We start from the raw sequence: 18,317 nt of genomic DNA, 5'->3' as shown, positions 1-18,317 counted from the left end.
GGCGGTTCAGGCGCCCGGGATGCGCCCCGCGGGCTCGATCGGCTCGGCGGGCTCGGCGGCCAACTCGGCCGCCTCGACGGACTCGACGGGCTCGGCGAACTCCGCGAACTCCACGAACTCGGCCGGCTCGGGGGACTCGGGCCGGGCGATCGGATCGGCGGCGGCCCGGTTGGCGGGCACGACCACCGGGTCGATGTGGTACCGGCGCTCGCCGCGAACCGTGGTCACCGCGGCGCGGCCGAGCAGCCTCAGGTCGAACAGCACGCTCTGCTCCTCGATGTACGCGAGATCCTTCTCCAGCCGTTCCTGGGGCGGCATGTCGAATTTCTCGATCTGGGCGATGCACGCGATCCCCGGCCGCACGCTGTGCCGTTCGGCGTATCCGGGCACGGCGTTGAGATGGGTCAGGACCAGCACCGTGCGCAGCGGGCGCGGGCCGACCAGGCTCATCGAGCCGCCGAGGACGTTGACCAGTTCGGGCAGCTCGTCCAGGTGCCAGCGGCGCAGCCACCGGCCGACCGTGAGCGTGCGCGGATCGCTCGGTACCGACGCCACCGGGCCGGTGAGGCGCTCCGCGCCGTACCGCATGCTGCGGAACTTGAACTGCCGGAACGTGCCGCCGCCCCGGCCGACGGAGTTCTTGGTGAAGAAGATCGGGCCCGGCTCCTCAAACCAGATGAGCAGCGCGATGACCGGCCACAACGGCAGCGTGAGGGTCAGCCCGAGGAGGGCGCCGGCGATGTCGAACAGCCGCTTCCCGCGGGGGGTCGGACGGACGCGCAGCCGGCCCGGGCTGTGGTAGGACAGGACCATGCGCTGGACGCCCAGGGAGGGCGGCGCGTTGTCCTCCACGAGCCCGGCCGTGGCGGCGCTGAGCACGATCCCGCCCGCGAATGCGCCGGTCACCAGCAGCAGGGCGGCGCGCGCCGGGACGTCGTAGCCGAGGCGCATCCAGAGCCACGGCACGAGCATCAGCCCCACCGAGACCAGGAAGGCGATCCGGCAGGCCCAGGCCCGGGCCGGCTGCGAGATCAGGGATGCGAGGACGACGGCGGGCAGGAACGCCAGGATGAGCGACGTGAGCAGCGCCCAGTAATTCACGCTTTCTTACCTCCAGCAGTACCACAACGTGGTGGCGCACACGTCGCCGTGGCTCGGGGCCACTAGCGGTACGCCTTCTCCTGCTCGGCCCACATCGTGAACAGCAACAGGATCCACAGCTCGCGGGCATGGTCGGCCGTGCCGCTCAGGTGCCGCTCGACGATCGCGTTCGCCTCGTCGAATCGGAAGTAGCCCTGCCGCTGCAGGACGTCCTGGCTCAGGTATTCGCGCAGCAGTGGCCGGTAGACACCGCGCAACCACCTGGGCAGCGGCGCGTTGAAGCCCTTCTTGCGCATCGCGCTGATCTCCGGTGGCAGCAGACCGGCCATCGCCCGGCGCAGCAACCACTTCGGCCGCAGGCCTGGGAGCTTCAACCGGCCCGGCAGGGAGAAGGCGAACTCCAGCACGGGGGTGGCGAGCAGCGGGACCCGGACCTCCAGCGAGTGGGCCATGCTCAGCCGGTCGACCTTGGTGAGCACGTCGTCGGGGAGGTACACGTGAGCGTCCGTGTACTGGAATCGCGTCAACGGGTCGAAGCCCGCGCCGGCCAGGTGGTGCGGCTCGTGCGTCTCGTAGGCGTCGGTCATCTCGGCGAACACGTCGGGCTGCAGGAGCCGCGCCTTGTGCGCCTCGCGGAAGACCACCCGCCAGAGGTAGTGGCTGCGGCCCGGGTCCTCGATCGCGTTCTCGACGAACCGCCGGGCCCTGAAGTCGAAGCTCGCCTTGGCGTCCGAGCTGGGCAGGAAGCGCAGCAGGGCCGGGGCGATCCGGGCCGTCAGCGGCCGGGGCAGGTGCCGGTAGTAGCGGGCTAGCTTGTCCGCCTGGTAGGTCGCGTAGCCGGCGAGGAGCTCGTCCCCGCCGTCGCCGCTCAGCGCCACCGTCACCTTCTGCCGGGCGAGCCTGCACAGGTAGTAGGTGGGCACCATGGACGGGTCCGCGAACGGCTCGTCGAAGGCGGGCAGCATGCCCTCCGCCACGTCGTCGGCCTGCGGTTCGACCAGCAGGGCGGTGTGCTCGGTGCCGAAATGCCTGGCGACCAGGGCGGCCTCGCCACGTTCGTCGTAGGACCGGTCGGCGAAGCCGACCGAGAACGTCTTCAGCACGGCGTCCGGCCGCGCGAGGCGGGCCGCGGCGACGACGGTGCTGGAGTCCATGCCGCCGCTGAGGAAGAAGCCGAGCGGTACGTCGGCGACCATCTGCTGGCGCACGCCGTCGACGATGAGGTGGCGCAGGACGCGCTGGGCCGAGGCGGCGCTCACGCCGGCGCGGGGCGCGACGTCGGCGAGGGCCCAGTAGGGCTCGACCGTGTACGCGTTGTCCTGCCACACCAGCGAGGTGCCCGGTGCGAGCTTGCGGATCTCCCGGTACATGGTCCGGGGCGCCGGCACGTACATCAGCGACAGGTACGCGCTGAACGCCTGCAGGTCGGGCGTGCGGTCGGGGACGGCGCTCAGCACGGCCTTCATCTCCGAGCCGAAGACCAGGCCGCCGTCGCGCTCGGCGTAGTACAGCGGCTTCACGCCGACGCGGTCGCGGCACAGGACCAGTCGGCGGCGGGCCCCGTCGTACAGCGCGATGGCGAACATGCCCTCCAGGTGCCGCACGAAGCCGGGGCCGTACTCCTCGTACAGATGCGGGATGACCTCGGCGTCGCTGCCGGACGCGAACCGGTGGCCGCGCGCGGCGAGCTCGCGGCGCAGGCGCTGATGGTTGTAGATCTCCCCGTTGAGCACGGCGTGCACGGTTCCGTCCTCGGAGCGCACCGGCTGCCGCCCGTGCCGCACGTCGATGACGGCCAGGCGCCGTACGGCCAGCCCGACCGTGCCGCTGACGTAGCAGCCCTCGTCGTCCGGGCCGCGGTGCGTGAGGGTACGGCACATGGCACGCAACCGGTCTGGGTCGACCTCGCGCGCGCCGTCGGCGGTGACCACGCCGGCAATTCCGCACATTCGATTCTCCGCTTCGGCTGATCGCTGACAGGGCTGGCGGGTGCGGTCAGACCGGCGGCGGCTCGGGCGGCCGGTACGCGGGCTCGGGCGCCACCGGGGTCCACAGCCGGGTCTTCTGCGCGGCCAGCCGGGCCAGGTAGCCGGGCCCGAGGAGCAGGTAGCGGCGCCAGAGCCGGCGCGGCTCGCGGGTCAGCCGCCACAGCCAGGCCAGGCCGTACCGTTGCATCGGGAGCGGCGCGGGGGTGAGCCGGCCGGCGTGGTAGTCGAATGCGGCGCCGACGGCCAGCAGCGGCATGGACAGCAGCGGTCGCATCGCATGGACGAACGCCTCTTGGCGCGGGCAGCCGAGGCCGACCAGGACCAGCCGGGCACCCGACCGGTTGATCCGCTCGGCGATCTGCGCGGGCTCGCCGGGCCGGGCGGGGCGGAACTTCGACGGTTCGGCGCCGGCGATGCGCAGCCGCGGCACCGCCTCGGTCAGCGAGTCCGCCAGCCGTTCGACGGTCGGTGCCGTCGAGCCGTACAGGTAGACCGGCAGCGCCTCGGCGGCCGCCCGGCGCAGCACCCGCAGCGTCAGGTCGGGCCCGCTGACCCAGTCCCGCAGTCCCGCCCCGTGCAGCAGGTTGAGCGCCCACCGCACCGGCTGGCCGTCCGGCGTCACCACGTCGAAGGCGTTGAGCCGGGCGTTATGCGTGCGGCTCGAGACCCCGGTCATCACGCCGTGCACGGCCAGTGCGGTGAGGATGAACGGGCGCCGGTCCCGGGCGGCCGCGATCACGTGCGCGACGGCCGCGTCGTAGTCGATGACGTCGACCATGACGCCCAACACGTTGCGTTTACCGCCATCGATCCCCGTCGAGGCGCGGCGCACTGCCGGGCCGCCCGGCGTGCGGGGGCGGCCCGGCGCAAACCCGATACTCAACCGCGTTCCTTTCGCTTCGCCCCCTTCGCACGTGCCGCAAGCTGTGCGGCACAGTGCGAACTCGCTGCGGGGCGTCCGCGAGCCATACCCCTGCGGCCGCCGCTAAACGTGGCGGGCTGGAGCGTGCAGGGGTGGCTTTGTGAGGTGACGCGGCGTTTGCGTGCCGGGATTTCCAGCGCTGCCCTGGATCAGGTGGGCCGGGTCAACGACGCCCACGCACGGTGTCTTCGGGTGGGCCCGGACGTTTCGTCCAGGCCCCAGGGTCGTCAGCCGTTCACGGTTGTCGACCGAAGTGGGGAGGCTCTTGACAGTTAGCCCGACCTGGATCAAAGTCGTCCAGTGCGGGAAGGGTAACCAGCGCGATCCTGGTCCTGCCGAGTCGCTGCTCGCTTGGCTTGCGGCACAGCTGGGCGGTCGGATGACGGTCAGTGGCGTTCGTTCGCTGCACGGCGGGGAAAGCCCGTGGTGGATCGATCTGACGACACCCTGCGGGTCGACATTCTCAGTGGTCCTTCGGTCCCCGAGCAGCCGGATCTCGCCCGATCAGATTGCGACGAACGCAGCGGCGCTTGCTGTCGCCGAGAGGTACGGCTTGCCGGCTCCCCGCCTGCTCGCGGCCGATCTTGACGGTAGTGCGGCAGGGACATCAGCAACTTTGGAGACCGTCGTGCCGGGGACGAGTACGTGGCCCGCTGCGCCTTCCACTGAGCTACTCCTGGCGGCAGGCGCCGCAACTGCCCAGATCCACACCGTCATCCTCGACCCGCAACCGCAGCTCCCGTTCCGGCCCCGCCCTATCGCGGTTGATGACTTCGCCCAAGACCGCCGAGTCGGCCGAATGCCGACCACCACACTGCTCCAACTGGCCGACGAACGAGTTCAGGCGATCAAGGCTCCAGACGTGCCGGTCGTCTTCGTGCACGGCGATGTGTGGCCCGGCAACACGGTGGTTGCCGACGGCCGAGTCCACGCCTTGATCGACTGGAAGACCGCCGGCGTCGGCAACCCTGGTGTGGATCTCGGCGAGCTGCGCAAACAAGTCGCGATCCACTACGACGACGACGCCCCCGGACACGTGTTGGAGGGCTGGGAACGGGCCAGCGGCGCACGGGCCGACAACATCCCCTACTGGGACGCCGTGGCTGCTCTCAACACACCCACCGAGTCCTACAGCCCCTACGCCACACTTCGACGCGACGACTTCCTTCGGGCCGCAATCGCACAGTTGTGACGACATTGATCAGCCCAAGGGCGGCGCCTTCGCCCCTTGGCGCGGTGCGACGGAGGGGGCCCGGACTGCTCGTCCGGGCCCCCGGGTCGTCAGTCGTTCACGGTTGTCGAGAACGAGTGGTACGACGAGGTGGTGCCGTCGGTGTAGCGGACCGTGAACCAGAAGTACGTCCAGCCGGTCTGGGTCGGCGTCCAGTGGACGCGGGCCTTGCCGTCGGCGTCGATCGGGACCGTCACAGGGTTGGTGTCCTGGGTGGTGAAGTACTCGACGCTCTGGACGCCCGTGCCGATGAACGGCGTGACCGTGAAGACGCCCTCCACGCCGACGCCGCCGCCCGAACCCTCGATCGGGTAGACGTCGTCCGACTCGACGGCCGGCTCGTCGACCGCGTAGAAGATCGTGGACGTCTCGAAGCGCACGGTGCCGGCGCTGTCCAGGCCGCTGTACGTCAGGGTGTGCTCGCCCGAGCGGATGGGTGGGAGCGCGACGTCGGCGATGCCGTCGGCGCCCACCGGGGCGAAGTGCTGCTCACCGCCGTCGACCGAGTACCCGAACTTGGTGAGACCGTTGCCCACCTGGGTGGAGAAGTGCATCGTGACCACGACGCCCAGGGAGCCGGCCGGGTCGGGCGCCCACTCGATCGGCCAGACCGACACCCCGTAGGAACGGACGTTGAACTTGTACGCGCGGACCGGCGACTGGTTGTGCGCGCGGTCGTAGCTCGCCACGTACAGCGTCTGCTCCCCGACGCCCCTCGGCGTCCATCGCACGGTGGCGGACCCACCGAGCGCGTCCGCGGCCACACGGTTGTACAGGCTGAACGGCGAGGTGCCGTACCTGAAGTCGACCACGTCGCTCGAGCCGTTTGCCGTGAACACGAACGTGCCCGGCTGGCCGGAGCCGCCAGTGGGTGCCGGTGGGTTCTCCGGATACTCCACCGAGGACACCGCCGGCATGTTCGGCGCCGTCTTGTCGATGGCGAAGGTGCAGGTCACGCTCCACGGGGAGTAGGCCCGCTGGTCATAGGTGCGCGCGTGCCAGCCGTAGGTGCCCTCCGCGATGGCGCTCGCCCGGATGAAGCCGACGCCGAACGTCCCGTCCCCGCCGCTTCCCTGGCTCGTGGGGACCGAGGTCACGTTGCCCGGGTCGGTCAGCGGCCAGTACTCGATCTCGGTGGTGAGCATGTCCCCGGGGTCGGGGTCGGTCTGGTCGGCGTTGAGGCTCAAGTCGTAGCCGGTGTAGTAGGTGCCGTCGGAGCAGGCCGTGCCGTCGCTGTAGGTCAGGCGGGTCGGGGCCGCGGGCGGCGTGTTGGTGAGCGTCACTTCGAGGTGGAAGTCGTTCTGCCACAGGTACCGGCCGTAGGCCGGCTTGGGCTCGTCGCCGTCCGGCACGGCGACCTCGACCCACAGCCGGCCCGCGTTCGCCTTGAGTGCCTTGTCGAGCCCCTCGGTCAGGTCGAACCCGACGTGGACCGTGCAGCCCTGGGACTCGGGGACCGCCTTCACGGCCTTGCCGGCCTCGGCGGGTGGGTGCTTCCAGGTGTTGGTGCTGGTGAACTCCGCCACCGGCCGCGCGCTCAAGGCGTGCGGCTTGGTGCAGTCGGCGGCCCCGGTGTCGGTGACGGCCAGGCGGGCCGTCTTCAGCCGGGCGCGCTCGACGCCGCCGATGTCGAATCCGAAGTAGACGCGGGTCTTGTGCACGACCCCGTTGATGACGTGCGCCCCGACGGGAAGGTCTCCGCTGGGGTAGAACGTCGTCGTGTTGGGCGTCGCCGAATCCGTGTACGCGATGAACGAAGGGGTGAAGGAGAAGTGTGGCCCGGCCGCACTCGCCGCTGTTCCCGTCACCAGAACGGCCGCCGCGACGACCGCCGTGGTGATGAGCCCTCTCGCCACTGCCTGCCCGCGCCCCCGAAGCATGCGGGTCTTGATGGTCAAATTCTGTCCCTTCGACCGGAGTGATTGTCCGCCGCCTCGCATCGTATCGATCCCTCGCATCGACCGCTGACTGTTTTCGACGTGACCGTGGCGGCGGACTCCGGCCGATGGGGAGTCAGGCCGGCCGGAAGGAGTCGCGTGCGGCAGGCGCCGCATGCTTGATCATGATGTGCCGGGTGACCGAGTACTCGGCGACCGCCTCCTGGCTCATGTCCTTGCCGAACCCGGATGCCTTCACCCCGCCGTGCGGCGCCTCGGACGCGATCGGCAGGTGGTCGTTGATCCACGTCACGCCGACGTCGAGCCGATGACCGACCCGCAGCGCGCGGGCGACGTCGCGGGTCCATACCGACGACGCCAGGCCGTACTGGGTGTCGTTGGCCAGTCGTACCGCCTCGTCCTCGTCGTCGAAGGGAAGCACCACGACGGCCGGTCCGAACACCTCTCCCTGCACGATCTCGCTGCGCTGGTCGGCGCCGACGATCAGGGTGGGCGGGAAGAAGTACCCGGGCCCGTCGGTCGCCCTGCCGCCCAGCGCGACCGTTGCCCCGTCGGCCACCGCCCTGGTCACGAAGCCGGCCACCCGGTCTCGGTGGCCGGCCGAGATCAGGGGACCGATGTCGGTCCCGGCCGACCAGGGATCGCCGGTGTGGATCTTCGCCATCGCGGCCTCGATCGCACCGACCGCGTCCTGGTAGGCCGGTCGCTGGACGTAGACCCGCGTGGCCGCGGTGCAGTCCTGGCCCGTGTTGTACGTGGCCCCCATCGCGACGCCGGAGGCCATCTCGGACAGGTCCGCGTCGTCGAAGACGACGGCCGGCGCCTTTCCACCGAGTTCGAGGTGCACCCGCTTGAGGCCGGCCACCGCGCCGCGCATCACCTCCCGCCCGGTGCGGGTCGACCCGGTGACGCTGACCATGTCCACGCCGGGGTCTGCGACGAGGGCCGTTCCCACGTCGGCGCCGCCGGTGACCACTTGGACCAGGCCGGCCGGGGCGCCCGCCTCCGCCACCAGCCGGGCCAGCGCCAGGGTCGTGCGGGGTGTCTGCGGCGCGGGCTTGACGACCACCGCGTTGCCGGCGGCCACGGCCGGGCCGATCTTCCAGATCGCCATGATGAGCGGGAAGTTCCACGGCGTGATGGAGCCGACGACGCCGATGGGGCGGCGGACCAGCATCGAGGTGTAGCCAGCGGACAGAGTGCCCGCACCCGTCCCGTGCAGGGAGCGCGCCGCACCGGCGAAGAACCGCAGATTGTCCACACCGAACGGCAGCTCGCCGTCGCGCATGACGGACGCCGGCTTGCCGGTCTCCTCGACCTCGAGGCGGGTCAGTTCGTCCGCGTCGCGTTCGACGAGGTCGGCCAGGCGGAGCAGGACCCGCGACCGTTCGGCCGGGGTGGCCTCCCGCCACTGTTGGAAGGCGGTCCGAGCGTTCGCCACCCGATCGGCGACATCCGCCGTATTCGTGTCTGGGACCTCGCCGATGACGGCGCCGGTCGCTGGATTGGTCAGGAGGGTCACAGTCGCTCCTCAGCTGTTGAAGCCGACACCGAATCGATCGAGCAGGCGAAGCCAGGGACCCCGGCGCCCGTCCCGGGCGTCCGCCGCGGCGAGCGCACGGCGGGTCAGCTCGACCACGGGGTATCGCAGCGGTTCCGGCGGAAACGGCACGGGTCGCCGCCGTACCATCCGCAGCCGGGTCCGCTCGGTCTCGCGGCCGGCAAGCAGATCCAGGGCCACCTGCGCGCCGAACCGGGAGGCGGCCACGCCGAGGCCGGTGTAGCCGACGGCGTAGGCGATCCGGCGGTCGCGGGTGATGCCGAACATCGGGGTGAACCGGGTGGTGGAGTCGATCGCGCCACCCCAGCGGTGGGTGAACCGTACTCCGTCGAGTTGCGGGAATGTGTCCGCAAAGTGCTGGGCGAGCAGGCGGTGGGTGGCGTCGCGCTGGTCGAGCGCCTCGTCCACCCGGTTGCCGAACCGGTAGACGGCGTCGAAGCCCCCGAACAGGATGTGGTTGTCGTCGGTGAGCCGGTAGTAGTGGAACTGGTTGCCGGCGTCGGTGACGCCCTGCGCCTCCGGCCACCGCAGTTCCATCCGCTGCGCGTCGGTGAGCCGCTCGGTGACGAGCACGTAGTCGTAGACCGGCAGGATCCAGTGCCGCAACCGTCGCAGCGGCGGCGGATAGGCATTGGTCCCGATGACGACCCGGTGGCAGGAGATCCGCCCGTCGCCCGTGCGCACCACGACCCCGCCGCGGGACCGGTCGAAACCGGTGACCCGGGTGTCCTCGTGGATCGTCACCCCGAGCGCCTCGGCGGCCCTTGCCAGGCCCCAGGCCAGCCGGGCGGGGTCGACCAGCCCGCCGCTGCCGCGCAGCCGTACACCGCCGAGGTAGGTCGGCGACGCCACGTCCGCGCGCACCTGGTCGCCGTCGAGCAGCGTGGCGTCGTCGCCGTACGACCGGTGCAGCTCGGCCAGGGCGGCGAGCTCGGCGACCTGGTGGGCGGCGACCGCGACCGTCGTCTTGCCGCACAACCTGAGGCCGGCGTCGATGTCGAACTGCCGCACGGTGCCGGCGATCGCGGCGACGTTCTCCCGGCCGAGCCGGACGAGTGTCTCCAGCTCGTCGGGCCATTGCGACAAGCCGTGGGCCAGGCCGTGGGTGAGCGAGTCGGACACGAAGCCGCCGTTGCGCCCCGACGCGCCGAACCCGATGCTCCGCGCCTCCAGCACCACCACGTCGGCGGCGGGATTGTCCTGCTTAGCCAGGATGGCCGCCCACAGGCCGGTGAACCCGCCGCCGATCACGACCAGGTCGGCGCTGCGCGCGCCGGTCAGCCGCGACCGCGGCTGCGGCCGGTCGGGGCGGTCGGTCCAGAAGATGGCCGGTGCCGCGTCGGCGATGGCCCGCTGTGCCCTCGCCTGGGCCGCCGAGGCCGAGCGGTCGCGGGCCGCGGGGCCGTACCAGTTCGTCAACGACGGGTCCCGGCGGTGCCGGCCAGTTGCTCGATCGCGTCGGCGGCCTGGCGCAGGCCGTCGCCGGCCCGGATCGCCGATCCGTGCGCCGCGAGCCGGCCGCGCAGGTCGTCGTCGGCCAGCAGGCGCTCGATCGCCGCGTGCAACTGCTCGTCGGTGAAGCGGTACGGGTCGAGGCGCACCCCGAGGCCGAGCTCGTGGACCCGCTGCGCGTTGTCGTACTGGTCCCAGAACAACGGCAGCACCACCATCGGCTTGCCGAAGTGCAGTGCCTCGGTGGTCGTGTTGTTGCCGCCGTGCGTGATGACCAGGTCGACCAGCGGGATGATCTTCGTCTGCGGCAGGAACTCCGCGCCCCACATGTTGTCCGCCAGCTCGATCTCGGCGTGCAGCGGGCCCTTGGAGACGATGTAGCGATGCGGCGTCTTGGCCAGCGAATCGATGACCCGCCGCATCAGCTCGACGTCGGCGGAGCCGAGCGAGCCGAGGCTGAAGTAGATCAGCGAACCCTCCCGGCCGGCGAACTCCTCGGGCATGGTGAACCGCTCGTCGGTCTCACGCACCGACGACTCGAGCCGCTGCCAGGTCGGGCCGAGCGGCCGCATGTCGGTGTAGTCGGCGATCTGCGGGTACACGTACAGGTTGAGGTCGCCGTCGTGGATGAACTCGAGGTCGGGCAGGCCCGGCGCGCCCTGCTCGCGCACCCAGGCGTCGAACTCCTCCCACACGGGGCGGTGGACACGGTCGTACTCGGCCCGGAACGCCGCCCACCCGGACGGGTCCGCCGCGGGGTAGCCGGAGAAGACCGGCGCGATGTCCTGGCCCTTCATCTCCAGCGGGTTGCAGGAGACGATCCGGACGAACGGCACCCCGGCGGTGTTGAGCGCCGGGAAGGCGATGACGTTGTCCTCCACGATGATGTCCGGCCGCACCCGGTCGATGATCTCCAGCAGCCGGGGCTGGCAATACTTGGCGCCGTTGATGAGCTCGACCCACACCGGCTTGACCCAGGTCTCGAGCTGCTCGATGGTCGGCTTGCGGAACTCGGGGGCGGTGTCGCGGATGAAGTCCTTCCAGAACTGGCCGGCGTCCTGTTCCCCGGCGTCCTCGGCCGGTGGCGCGAGGTCGACGAGGTCTTCTTCGAAGCCGAAACCGGTGAGCTTTCCCCGCCATGACGCCTCGGCCGCGAACACCACCCGATGCCCGCGCCGGCGCAGCACGTCGCCGATGCCGATGCAGTTGTTCGTGGGGCCGTACGCGCTTTCGGGCATGAACAGGACCGTCAGCTGGGACATCGCCTCTCCCCGGAATGGTTGTTGAAGCGAAATTCAACAAGGTTGCCGCTCGGGAGTCAATATGCAGGCACTATGGTGGCGAGGAACGTGTTGACGTCGTACCCCGGATCGGTGCCGCATGACCACTCGCAAGTCCCGCACGCAACGCCGCCAGGACCTCATCGAGGCCGCCCGCCGGGCGATGATCCAGCACGGGACCGACACGGTGCTGCTCAACCAGGTGGCCGAGCAGGCCGGCCTGACCTCGGGCGCGGTCCTCTACCACTATCCGGACCTGCGGGACCTGCTGCTGGAGGCGCACCACGCCGGCATGGAGCGCTTCTACGAGCTGCGGGTGAAGAGGATCGCCGACATCGCCGATCCGGTGCGCAAGCTGGTGGTGACGATCCGCTCCGGACTGCCCACGGACGCCGAGGACGCCGACGTGCGCCTGCTCTGCGAGCTCGGCGGGGCGGCCGGTCGCAACCGCGTCTACGCCGCCCTGCTGACCACGCTGTACGACCGGCAGGTCTCCATGTACCAGACGATCCTCGAGCTCGGCTCGGCGCAGGGCGTGTTCACGCTCGCGGCGGATTCGCTGAGCATCGCGCGCAACCTGGTGGCGCTCGAGGACGCGTACGGCTACCGGATCGTGGCGCGGCACCCGACCCTGCACGCCGCCGAGGCGGTCGAGCTGATCCTGTCATACGCGCGCCTGGTCACCGGCAATCCGCTGGCCGCGCCGGAGGAGCCGGCCAAATCCCCGCGTGCCCGGCGGGCCACGACGTAGGAGCACGCCGGCGTCACCCCTGCTCGAGCAGGACGGCGTCGGACGCCGACCAGTCCACCCGGGTCTTGTCACCGACCGCGACCGTGGCGCTGTTGGCGATCGTGACCAGCAGCGGCCGGTCCAGTCCGGTGACGTCCACCGCCACCCGCGTGGTCCCGCCGAAGAAGGTCACGTCGCGTACCACGCCGGCCAACCCGCCGTCGGTGCCCAGCCGCACCCGCTCGGGGCGTACCGCCAGGGTTGCCGCCGCCCCGACGGCGGCCGCCGGCACCGGGCAGGGCAGCACGCCGACGCCGGGCACCTGCAGCCCGTCCGCGGCGACCGCACCCGTGAGCAGGTTGTTGGCCCCGATGAAGTCCGCCACGAACAGGTCGGCGGGGCGCTCGTACAGGGGCACCGGCGCGTCGATCTGGTGCACGCGGCCCTCACTCAGCACCGCGATCCGGTCGGCCAGCGACATCGCCTCCTCCTGGTCGTGGGTGACGACCACGAACGTGATCCCCACCTCGTGCTGCAGCCGCTTGAGCTCCAGCTGCATCTCGGCGCGGACCTTCTTGTCCAGCGCGGAGAGGGGCTCGTCGAGCAGCAGCAGCCGGGGCCGCTTCACGATCGCCCGGGCCAGCGCGACGCGCTGCCGCTGGCCACCGGAGAGCTGGTGCGGCCGGCGGCGACCCAGCCCGGTGAGTCCGACGGTTTCGAGCACCGCGTCCACCCGCTCGCGAATCTCCGGCTTCGGCAGCCGCTCGCGCTCCAGTCCGTAGGCGATGTTCTTCGCCACGCTCATGTGCGGGAAGAGGGCGTACGACTGGAACATCAGGTTGACCGGTCGCCGGTGCGGTGGCACGGCGAGCAGGTCGTTACCGTCGAGGGTCACCGAGCCGCTGTCGGGGTGGTCGAAGCCGGCGAGGATCCGCAGCAGGGTCGTCTTGCCGCAGCCGCTGGGGCCCAGCAGGGCGAAGAACTCGCCCTGGCGGATCTCGAGGCTCACCTCCTCCAGCGCGCGGACCTCGCCGAAGCGCCGGCTGACGGCCTCGATGCGGACCAAAGGCTCGATGGGCTCGATGGGCTCGGTCATAGTGCCTCCGTGAGGCGGGACAGGCGCTGGGCGATGATCACGAACGTGAAGCTGACCGCCAGCAGGAGGGTGGCCAGGGCATTGATCTCGGGGGTGACGCCGAAGCGCACCATCGAATAGATCACGATGGGCAGCGTCGGGTCCTGCGGACCGGCAGTGAAGAACGCGATGACGAACTCGTCGAGGGAGAGCGAGAAGGCCAGCAGCGCACCGGCGATGATGCCCGGCGCGAGCGACGGCAGCGTGATCCGGACGAAGGTCTGCAGCGACGTGGCCCCGAGATCGCGTGAGGCCTCCTCCAGGGACCCGTCCACGTGTGCGAGGCGGGTGCGTACCACGGCCGCGACGAACGCGGTGCCGAACACGGCGTGCGCCAGCAGGATGGACTGCCGGCCGAGCGTGAACTGCACGGCGGTGTAGAAGGCGAGCAGGCCGATGGCGAGCACGATGTCGGGGAGCACCGCCGGCGCCACCGCGATCGCGTCGAGCAGCTTCGACCGCGTGTGGCGGGCGAGGCCGACGGCGAGCAGGGTGCCCAGCACCGTCGACAGGGCGGTGGCGCCGGCCGCGACGATCAGCGTGTTGACCAACCCCTCGCGCACGGCACGGTCGGCGAACAGCCGGGCGTACCAGCCGGTGCCGAACCCGTCCCACTGGTAGGGGCTGTCGGCGGCGTTGAAGGACATCACCACGAGGACCACGATCGGCAGGTACAGGAAGAGGTACGTCAGGCCCGCGGGAACGTACAGCCAGTTCGGTCTACGCATGGTTCCTCCCGTCGGTCAGCCGGCGCGCCGCCCACGCCTGCGCCATGAGCAGCAGGACGAGCAGGGCGATGACGACGAGCGCGAGGGTCGAGCCGAACGGCCAGTCGCGCGCCTTGAGGAACTGGTCGCGGATGAGGTTGCCGACCATCACCGTCCGCCCGCCGCCGAGCAGTTCGGGGATGACGAAGTTGCCGAGGCTGGGTACGAACACGAAGATGCAGCCGGTCAGCATGCCGGGGAGGGTGAGGGGAAGCGTCACCGACCAGAAGGTGCGAGCCGGGCGGGCGCCCAGGTTCGCCGATGCCTCGCGCAGCTGCGGGTCGAGGCGTTCGATCGCCGAGTACAGCGGCAGGACCATGAGCGGCAGGTAGGCGTAGAGCAGGCCGCCGACGACGGCGCTCTGGGTGTAGAGCAGTTCCAGCGGCCGTTCGATGATCCCGATCGCGGTCAGGGCCCGGTTGATCACGCCTTCGCTGTTGAGCAGGATGATCCAGGCGTAGGTGCGGATGAGGAAGTTGGTCCAGAACGGTAGGACCACGAGAACGAGCGCGACCGTGCGCAAGCCGCTCGGCAGCTGCGCGATGAGGTATGCGGTCGGGTAGCCGAGCAGCAGGGCCAGCAGGGTGGTGATCCCGGCCAGCTTGACCGAGGTCCAGATGACGCCGAGGTAGAGCCCGTCGGCGACCCGCGTGAAGTTGTCCGCCGATGCCTCGTACACGATCCCGCCGAATCGGCCACGGTGGAACAGGGAGTAGCCGAGGACGAGCGCGAGCGGCACGAGCATGAGTACCGTCAGGTAGCCCAGCCCGGGTCCCAGGGTGGCCAGCCGCCCGACGAGGCGTTCACGCCGGGCGGCCCGCGAGGGGTTGCGAGTGGGGTCCATCTATGCGGCCGACACCTCGGTCGCGATGCGGGTGTACGCCGGCGCGGCATCGCCGAGGTCGACCGGCACCTCGTTCTTCAGCAGCTCGGCCGGGGCCATCCTCAGCTGCGGGTGGGTTTCCAGCAGCTTGGCGTCGACCTTGGTCATGGCGGCCGCGTTCGGCACCTTGTAGAGGATGTTCGAGGCGGCCCAGGAGTGGTTGTCGGCGTCGAGGATGTAGTTGATGAACGCGTGGGCGGCCTCCTTGTTCTTCGACGTCTTCAGGATCACCATCGTGTCCACCCAGAGGTCGCTGCCCTCCTTGGGCACCACGAACTTGATCCGCGGGTCGTCGGTCGGGCACCAGCCGTCCCACGCCTCGACGAGGGCGGCCTCGCCGGACTTGAGCCGGTCGCCGAACGTCGTGTCGTCGTAGGCCAGCAGCGTCTTCTTCGCCGCGAGCAGCTTCTGCTTCACCTGCTCCAACTGCTTGGTGTCGGTGGTGTTCGCGGAGAAGTTGAGCGACTTCTGCGCCGGGAGCATGAGCCACCGTTCGGTGGCCATCATGGTCACCTTCTTGGCCAGCTGCGGCTTCGGCGCGAGCAGGTCTTCCCAGCTGTCCGGGGTGTAGCCGGTCAGGTCCGTGCGGTAGCACAGACCGGTGGTGCCCCAGGTGTACGGCACGGAGAAGGTGTTGCCCTTGTCGTAGGCCAGTTGCCCGGCCTCGGGGTAGAGGTTCTTGAGATTGGGCACGAGATCGGCGTGGATCGGCTCGAGCAGCCCCTGCTCGTTGAGCGCCTGGGCGAACTGCCCGGAGACGAAGGCGACGTCGATCTGGCTGTCGCCGCCGGCGGTCAGCTTCGCCATGATCTCTTCGTTGGTGGCGTGCTTGGTGACGGTGACCGCCGGTCCCCGCGCCGCCTTGAACTTCTCGGGCAGATCCTCCGGCATGTAGCCGTCCCAGTTGGAAACCGTGAGCTTCTGCTTGGTCAGATCGGCGTTCGGGTCGAGCGCATCCGGGCCGGCGCCGCGGGCGTCGTCGGCACCGCCGCCGCACGCGGTCATGGCGAGAACGAGGCCCGCGGCGAGCGTCGCCCGCATGGCGGCACGACGGGTCCTGCTGAACGGCAACACTCCGCACTCCTGTCGGGTGTCGAGACAGTGAACCCGGAGTGTTGCAATGACCGTCAACATGCGCAAGACTCAGGCTGCCGCTTGTAGCTCAGATTTTACCTCGGAAACTGAACTTGGATTCAACAAATGTACGGGTCCCGCCCGGTGCCTCGGCCGCGCTCGTCGAGGCCCTCTCCGCCGGCGGCGCCGTGGCCGGTCTGCGCGTGCGCAGCTTCGTTCCGCTCCCCCCGGGCCCGCTCGAGGAACGGCTGATCACCGTCGACCAGACGAACACCTCGGTCGTGGTGGGCGAGCGCGTCGTGGTGAAGTGGATGCGCCCGGCGGGCGGCGGCGGGTCGCCCGATCGGGCGCCGGGCCTGCTGGCACACCTCGCGGCCACGGGCTTCACGCGCACGCCGACGCCCTACGCGGCCGTCTACCGCGACGGTCACGACGGCGGCCTGGCCGCCGTCGTGACCGGCTTCCTGCCGGACGCCTCCGACGGGTGGGACTGGTGCGTCGACGCGCTGCTCGGCCAACTCGACGGCGGACCGCCGGCCGATCGGTCCGGCGAGATCGGGGTGCTCGCCGCGGAGTTGCACTGCGCCTTGGCCACGGCGTCGGAAATCCTCCCGGCGCCGGTCACCGAGGTCACGCGGCCGACCTGGGCAGCGGACGGCCTGGCCGTCCTGGAGCAGGCGCACCGGCTCATGGCGGATGCCGGCGACGAGGACGCGCGCTGGTTCACCGCCCGGCTGCACCGGCTCGCGGCCGACATCGAGCGGTCCCGGGAGGTGGACCGGGCGTACGTCATCCAGCCGCACGGCGACCTGCATGTGGGCCAGGTCCTGCGGTGGCGTCACGGACTCGCGGTGACGGACTTCGACGGCAATCCCACCCTCGCCGCATCCGGCGGCGCCCTCACCGAGCCGGCCGCGCGTGACGTGGCCCAGTTGCGCACGAGCCTGCTGCACGTGGGACAGATCGCCAACCGGCGGACCGAGAACCGGCACCGACGGGCCGTGGCCGACTGGTGCCGGCACGCCGCCGACGACCTTCTCGCGGCCTATCGGCGCACCCTCGATGAGCGCGGCATGGCCCATCTCTTCGACGAGCGGCTGCTGCGGCCGTTCGAGGTCGAGCAGGAATGCCGGGAGCTGTGCTACGCCGCCCGTTTCCTGCCCCGCTGGCGGTACGCCCCGATGGGCGTGCTGCGTTCCTGGTACGAGTAAACGTACGAGTGATTCGCCGTACGAATACCTGAAGGAGCCTTCGTGGACCCACGCCTGTTCCTGGCCGACCTGGAAGCCAAGCCGGCCTCGCTGCGACGCCTTGCCTCGGCCCTCGACGGCGGCGACGTGTGGCGCGGGCAGGCCGACCGGGTCGACCGGGTGCTCCTGCTCGGGATGGGCAGCTCGCGCTACGCGGCCGAGACGGCGGCGCTGCGGCTGCGCGCGGCGGGCATCGACGCGGTGGCCGAGTACGCCTCGGCCACCGCCTCGTATCCCCCCGGACCGCGGACGCTGGTGATCGCCATCTCGGCCACCGGGACCAGCCAGGAGACGCTCGACGCGGCGAGCCGCTATCGGGGCTCGGGACGCCTGGTCGCGCTCACGAACTCGCCGGAATCGCCGCTGGCCGAGGCCGCCGACCTCGTCGTGCCGATGGGTGCGGGTATCGAGGAGGGCGGGGTGGCGTGCCGGACCTTCCAGCACACCCTGGTGCTGATGCTGGATCTGGTGGCCCGGCTGACCGGGGCGCGCGGCGACGTCGCGGGCCTCGCGCGGCGCGCCGCCGACGCCACGGAGGATCTGCTGATCCGCCGCGACGACTGGCTGCCGGCGGCCGACGACCTCCTGGACGGCCCGCACGGGATCTACGCCCTCGCGCCCGCGGAGCGGCTCTCCTCCGCGCTGCAGTCGGCGCTGATGGTCCGCGAGGGCCCCCGCCGCCCGGCCGGCGGGTGCGAGACGGGCGACTGGTCGCACGTCGACGTGTACCTCACCAAGACCCTGGACTACCGCGCGTTGCTCTTCCCCGGATCGCGGTACGACCCGCCGGCGTTGGAGTGGCTGCGGGCGCGGTCGGCCACCGTGCTCGCGGTCGGCGCGGACGTGGCCGGCGCCGCGGCGGTGATCCGTTACCCCGGCGACGACGATCCCGGCGTGCGCCTGTTGACCGAGACCCTGGTCGCCGAGCTGGTGGCGGCCCGGTGGTGGGCCCGCACCTGAATGTGAAATCAGCTCGCATGCGCGCACTTTGTAACTGCTTGATGAACTCCTTGACTGTCTATCTGAATTCGGCTTTAAATTGCGG

Annotated in this window: 15 protein-coding genes; 4 read left to right on the top strand and 11 right to left on the bottom strand. The window is 70.7% G+C overall.

Features of this window, described 5'->3' with window-relative positions:
* Window positions 1–6 precede the first annotated feature (6 nt).
* The 3 genes from ACGFI8_RS18595 to ACGFI8_RS18585 all read right to left on the bottom strand — a co-directional run bounded on the left by ACGFI8_RS18595 (window position 7) and on the right by ACGFI8_RS18585 (window position 3,867).
* Window positions 7–1,101 (bottom strand): sugar transferase, encoded by a 1,095-nt coding sequence (locus tag ACGFI8_RS18595; protein WP_392806336.1) that lies wholly within the window; start codon window positions 1,099–1,101, stop codon window positions 7–9.
* Between the two features lie 62 nt (window positions 1,102–1,163).
* Window positions 1,164–3,050, bottom strand: a complete 1,887-nt coding sequence (asnB, locus tag ACGFI8_RS18590; protein WP_392806334.1) for an asparagine synthase (glutamine-hydrolyzing) — start codon at window positions 3,048–3,050, stop codon at window positions 1,164–1,166.
* Window positions 3,051–3,096: 46 nt separating this feature from the next.
* Window positions 3,097–3,867, bottom strand: a complete 771-nt coding sequence (locus tag ACGFI8_RS18585; protein ID WP_392806406.1) for a WecB/TagA/CpsF family glycosyltransferase — start codon at window positions 3,865–3,867, stop codon at window positions 3,097–3,099.
* 523 nt (window positions 3,868–4,390) lie between these two features.
* On the opposite strand from ACGFI8_RS18585, the gene ACGFI8_RS18580 reads away from it, so the two are divergent.
* The gene (locus ACGFI8_RS18580; protein WP_392806332.1) at window positions 4,391–5,203 is read left to right on the top strand and encodes a phosphotransferase family protein; all 813 of its coding nucleotides are present in this window, start codon (window positions 4,391–4,393) and stop codon (window positions 5,201–5,203) included.
* 89 nt (window positions 5,204–5,292) lie between these two features.
* Here the strand turns inward: ACGFI8_RS18580 and ACGFI8_RS18575 are convergent, their stop codons facing one another.
* The 4 genes from ACGFI8_RS18575 to ACGFI8_RS18560 all read right to left on the bottom strand — a co-directional run bounded on the left by ACGFI8_RS18575 (window position 5,293) and on the right by ACGFI8_RS18560 (window position 11,415).
* Window positions 5,293–7,140, bottom strand: a complete 1,848-nt coding sequence (locus ACGFI8_RS18575; RefSeq protein WP_392806330.1) for a hypothetical protein — start codon at window positions 7,138–7,140, stop codon at window positions 5,293–5,295.
* A gap of 115 nt (window positions 7,141–7,255) precedes the next feature.
* The gene (locus tag ACGFI8_RS18570; protein WP_392806328.1) at window positions 7,256–8,662 is read right to left on the bottom strand and encodes an aminobutyraldehyde dehydrogenase; all 1,407 of its coding nucleotides are present in this window, start codon (window positions 8,660–8,662) and stop codon (window positions 7,256–7,258) included.
* 9 nt (window positions 8,663–8,671) lie between these two features.
* A complete protein-coding gene (locus ACGFI8_RS18565; protein ID WP_392806326.1) occupies window positions 8,672–10,120 on the bottom strand; it encodes an NAD(P)/FAD-dependent oxidoreductase in 1,449 nt (482 codons plus the stop codon).
* A complete protein-coding gene (locus ACGFI8_RS18560) occupies window positions 10,117–11,415 on the bottom strand; it encodes a glycosyltransferase (protein ID WP_392806324.1) in 1,299 nt (432 codons plus the stop codon). The genes ACGFI8_RS18565 and ACGFI8_RS18560 overlap by 4 nt, the downstream gene beginning before the upstream one ends.
* Before the next feature lie 118 nt (window positions 11,416–11,533).
* Between ACGFI8_RS18560 and ACGFI8_RS18555 the strand changes: the two genes are divergently transcribed.
* Window positions 11,534–12,184, top strand: coding sequence for a TetR/AcrR family transcriptional regulator (locus ACGFI8_RS18555; protein WP_392806322.1), 651 nt, complete (start codon window positions 11,534–11,536; stop codon window positions 12,182–12,184).
* A 13-nt stretch (window positions 12,185–12,197) separates the two neighbouring features.
* On the opposite strand, the gene ACGFI8_RS18550 is transcribed toward ACGFI8_RS18555, so the two are convergent.
* From ACGFI8_RS18550 to ACGFI8_RS18535, 4 genes are read right to left on the bottom strand one after another with little or no spacing between them, the layout of a single operon-like run.
* Window positions 12,198–13,259: an ABC transporter ATP-binding protein gene (locus ACGFI8_RS18550; protein ID WP_392806320.1), complete on the bottom strand. Its 1,062-nt coding sequence runs from the start codon at window positions 13,257–13,259 to the stop codon at window positions 12,198–12,200.
* Window positions 13,256–14,026, bottom strand: coding sequence for an ABC transporter permease (locus tag ACGFI8_RS18545; RefSeq protein ID WP_392806318.1), 771 nt, complete (start codon window positions 14,024–14,026; stop codon window positions 13,256–13,258). Before ACGFI8_RS18545 ends, ACGFI8_RS18550 begins: the two co-directional genes overlap by 4 nt.
* Window positions 14,019–14,909, bottom strand: coding sequence for an ABC transporter permease (locus ACGFI8_RS18540; RefSeq protein WP_392806316.1), 891 nt, complete (start codon window positions 14,907–14,909; stop codon window positions 14,019–14,021). The genes ACGFI8_RS18545 and ACGFI8_RS18540 overlap by 8 nt, the downstream gene beginning before the upstream one ends.
* Window positions 14,910–15,989 carry a spermidine/putrescine ABC transporter substrate-binding protein gene (locus ACGFI8_RS18535; RefSeq protein ID WP_392806314.1) on the bottom strand — a complete coding sequence of 360 codons (1,080 nt, stop codon included), beginning with the start codon at window positions 15,987–15,989 and terminating at the stop codon, window positions 14,910–14,912. It abuts the gene before it with no gap.
* 146 nt (window positions 15,990–16,135) lie between these two features.
* On the opposite strand from ACGFI8_RS18535, the gene ACGFI8_RS18530 reads away from it, so the two are divergent.
* Both ACGFI8_RS18530 and ACGFI8_RS18525 read left to right on the top strand, forming a co-directional pair.
* The gene (locus tag ACGFI8_RS18530) at window positions 16,136–17,233 is read left to right on the top strand and encodes a hypothetical protein (protein ID WP_392806312.1); all 1,098 of its coding nucleotides are present in this window, start codon (window positions 16,136–16,138) and stop codon (window positions 17,231–17,233) included.
* Between the two features lie 42 nt (window positions 17,234–17,275).
* Window positions 17,276–18,232: an SIS domain-containing protein gene (locus ACGFI8_RS18525; RefSeq protein ID WP_392806310.1), complete on the top strand. Its 957-nt coding sequence runs from the start codon at window positions 17,276–17,278 to the stop codon at window positions 18,230–18,232.
* The last annotated feature ends 85 nt before the right edge of the window (window positions 18,233–18,317 follow it).

Origin of the sequence: Dactylosporangium sp. NPDC048998 (genome assembly GCF_043197855.1) — a bacterium.
In the GTDB taxonomy this organism is placed as follows: domain Bacteria; phylum Actinomycetota; class Actinomycetes; order Mycobacteriales; family Micromonosporaceae; genus Dactylosporangium.
Note: the sequence above shows the minus strand (reverse complement) of the source record. Positions and strands in the feature narration are given on the sequence as shown.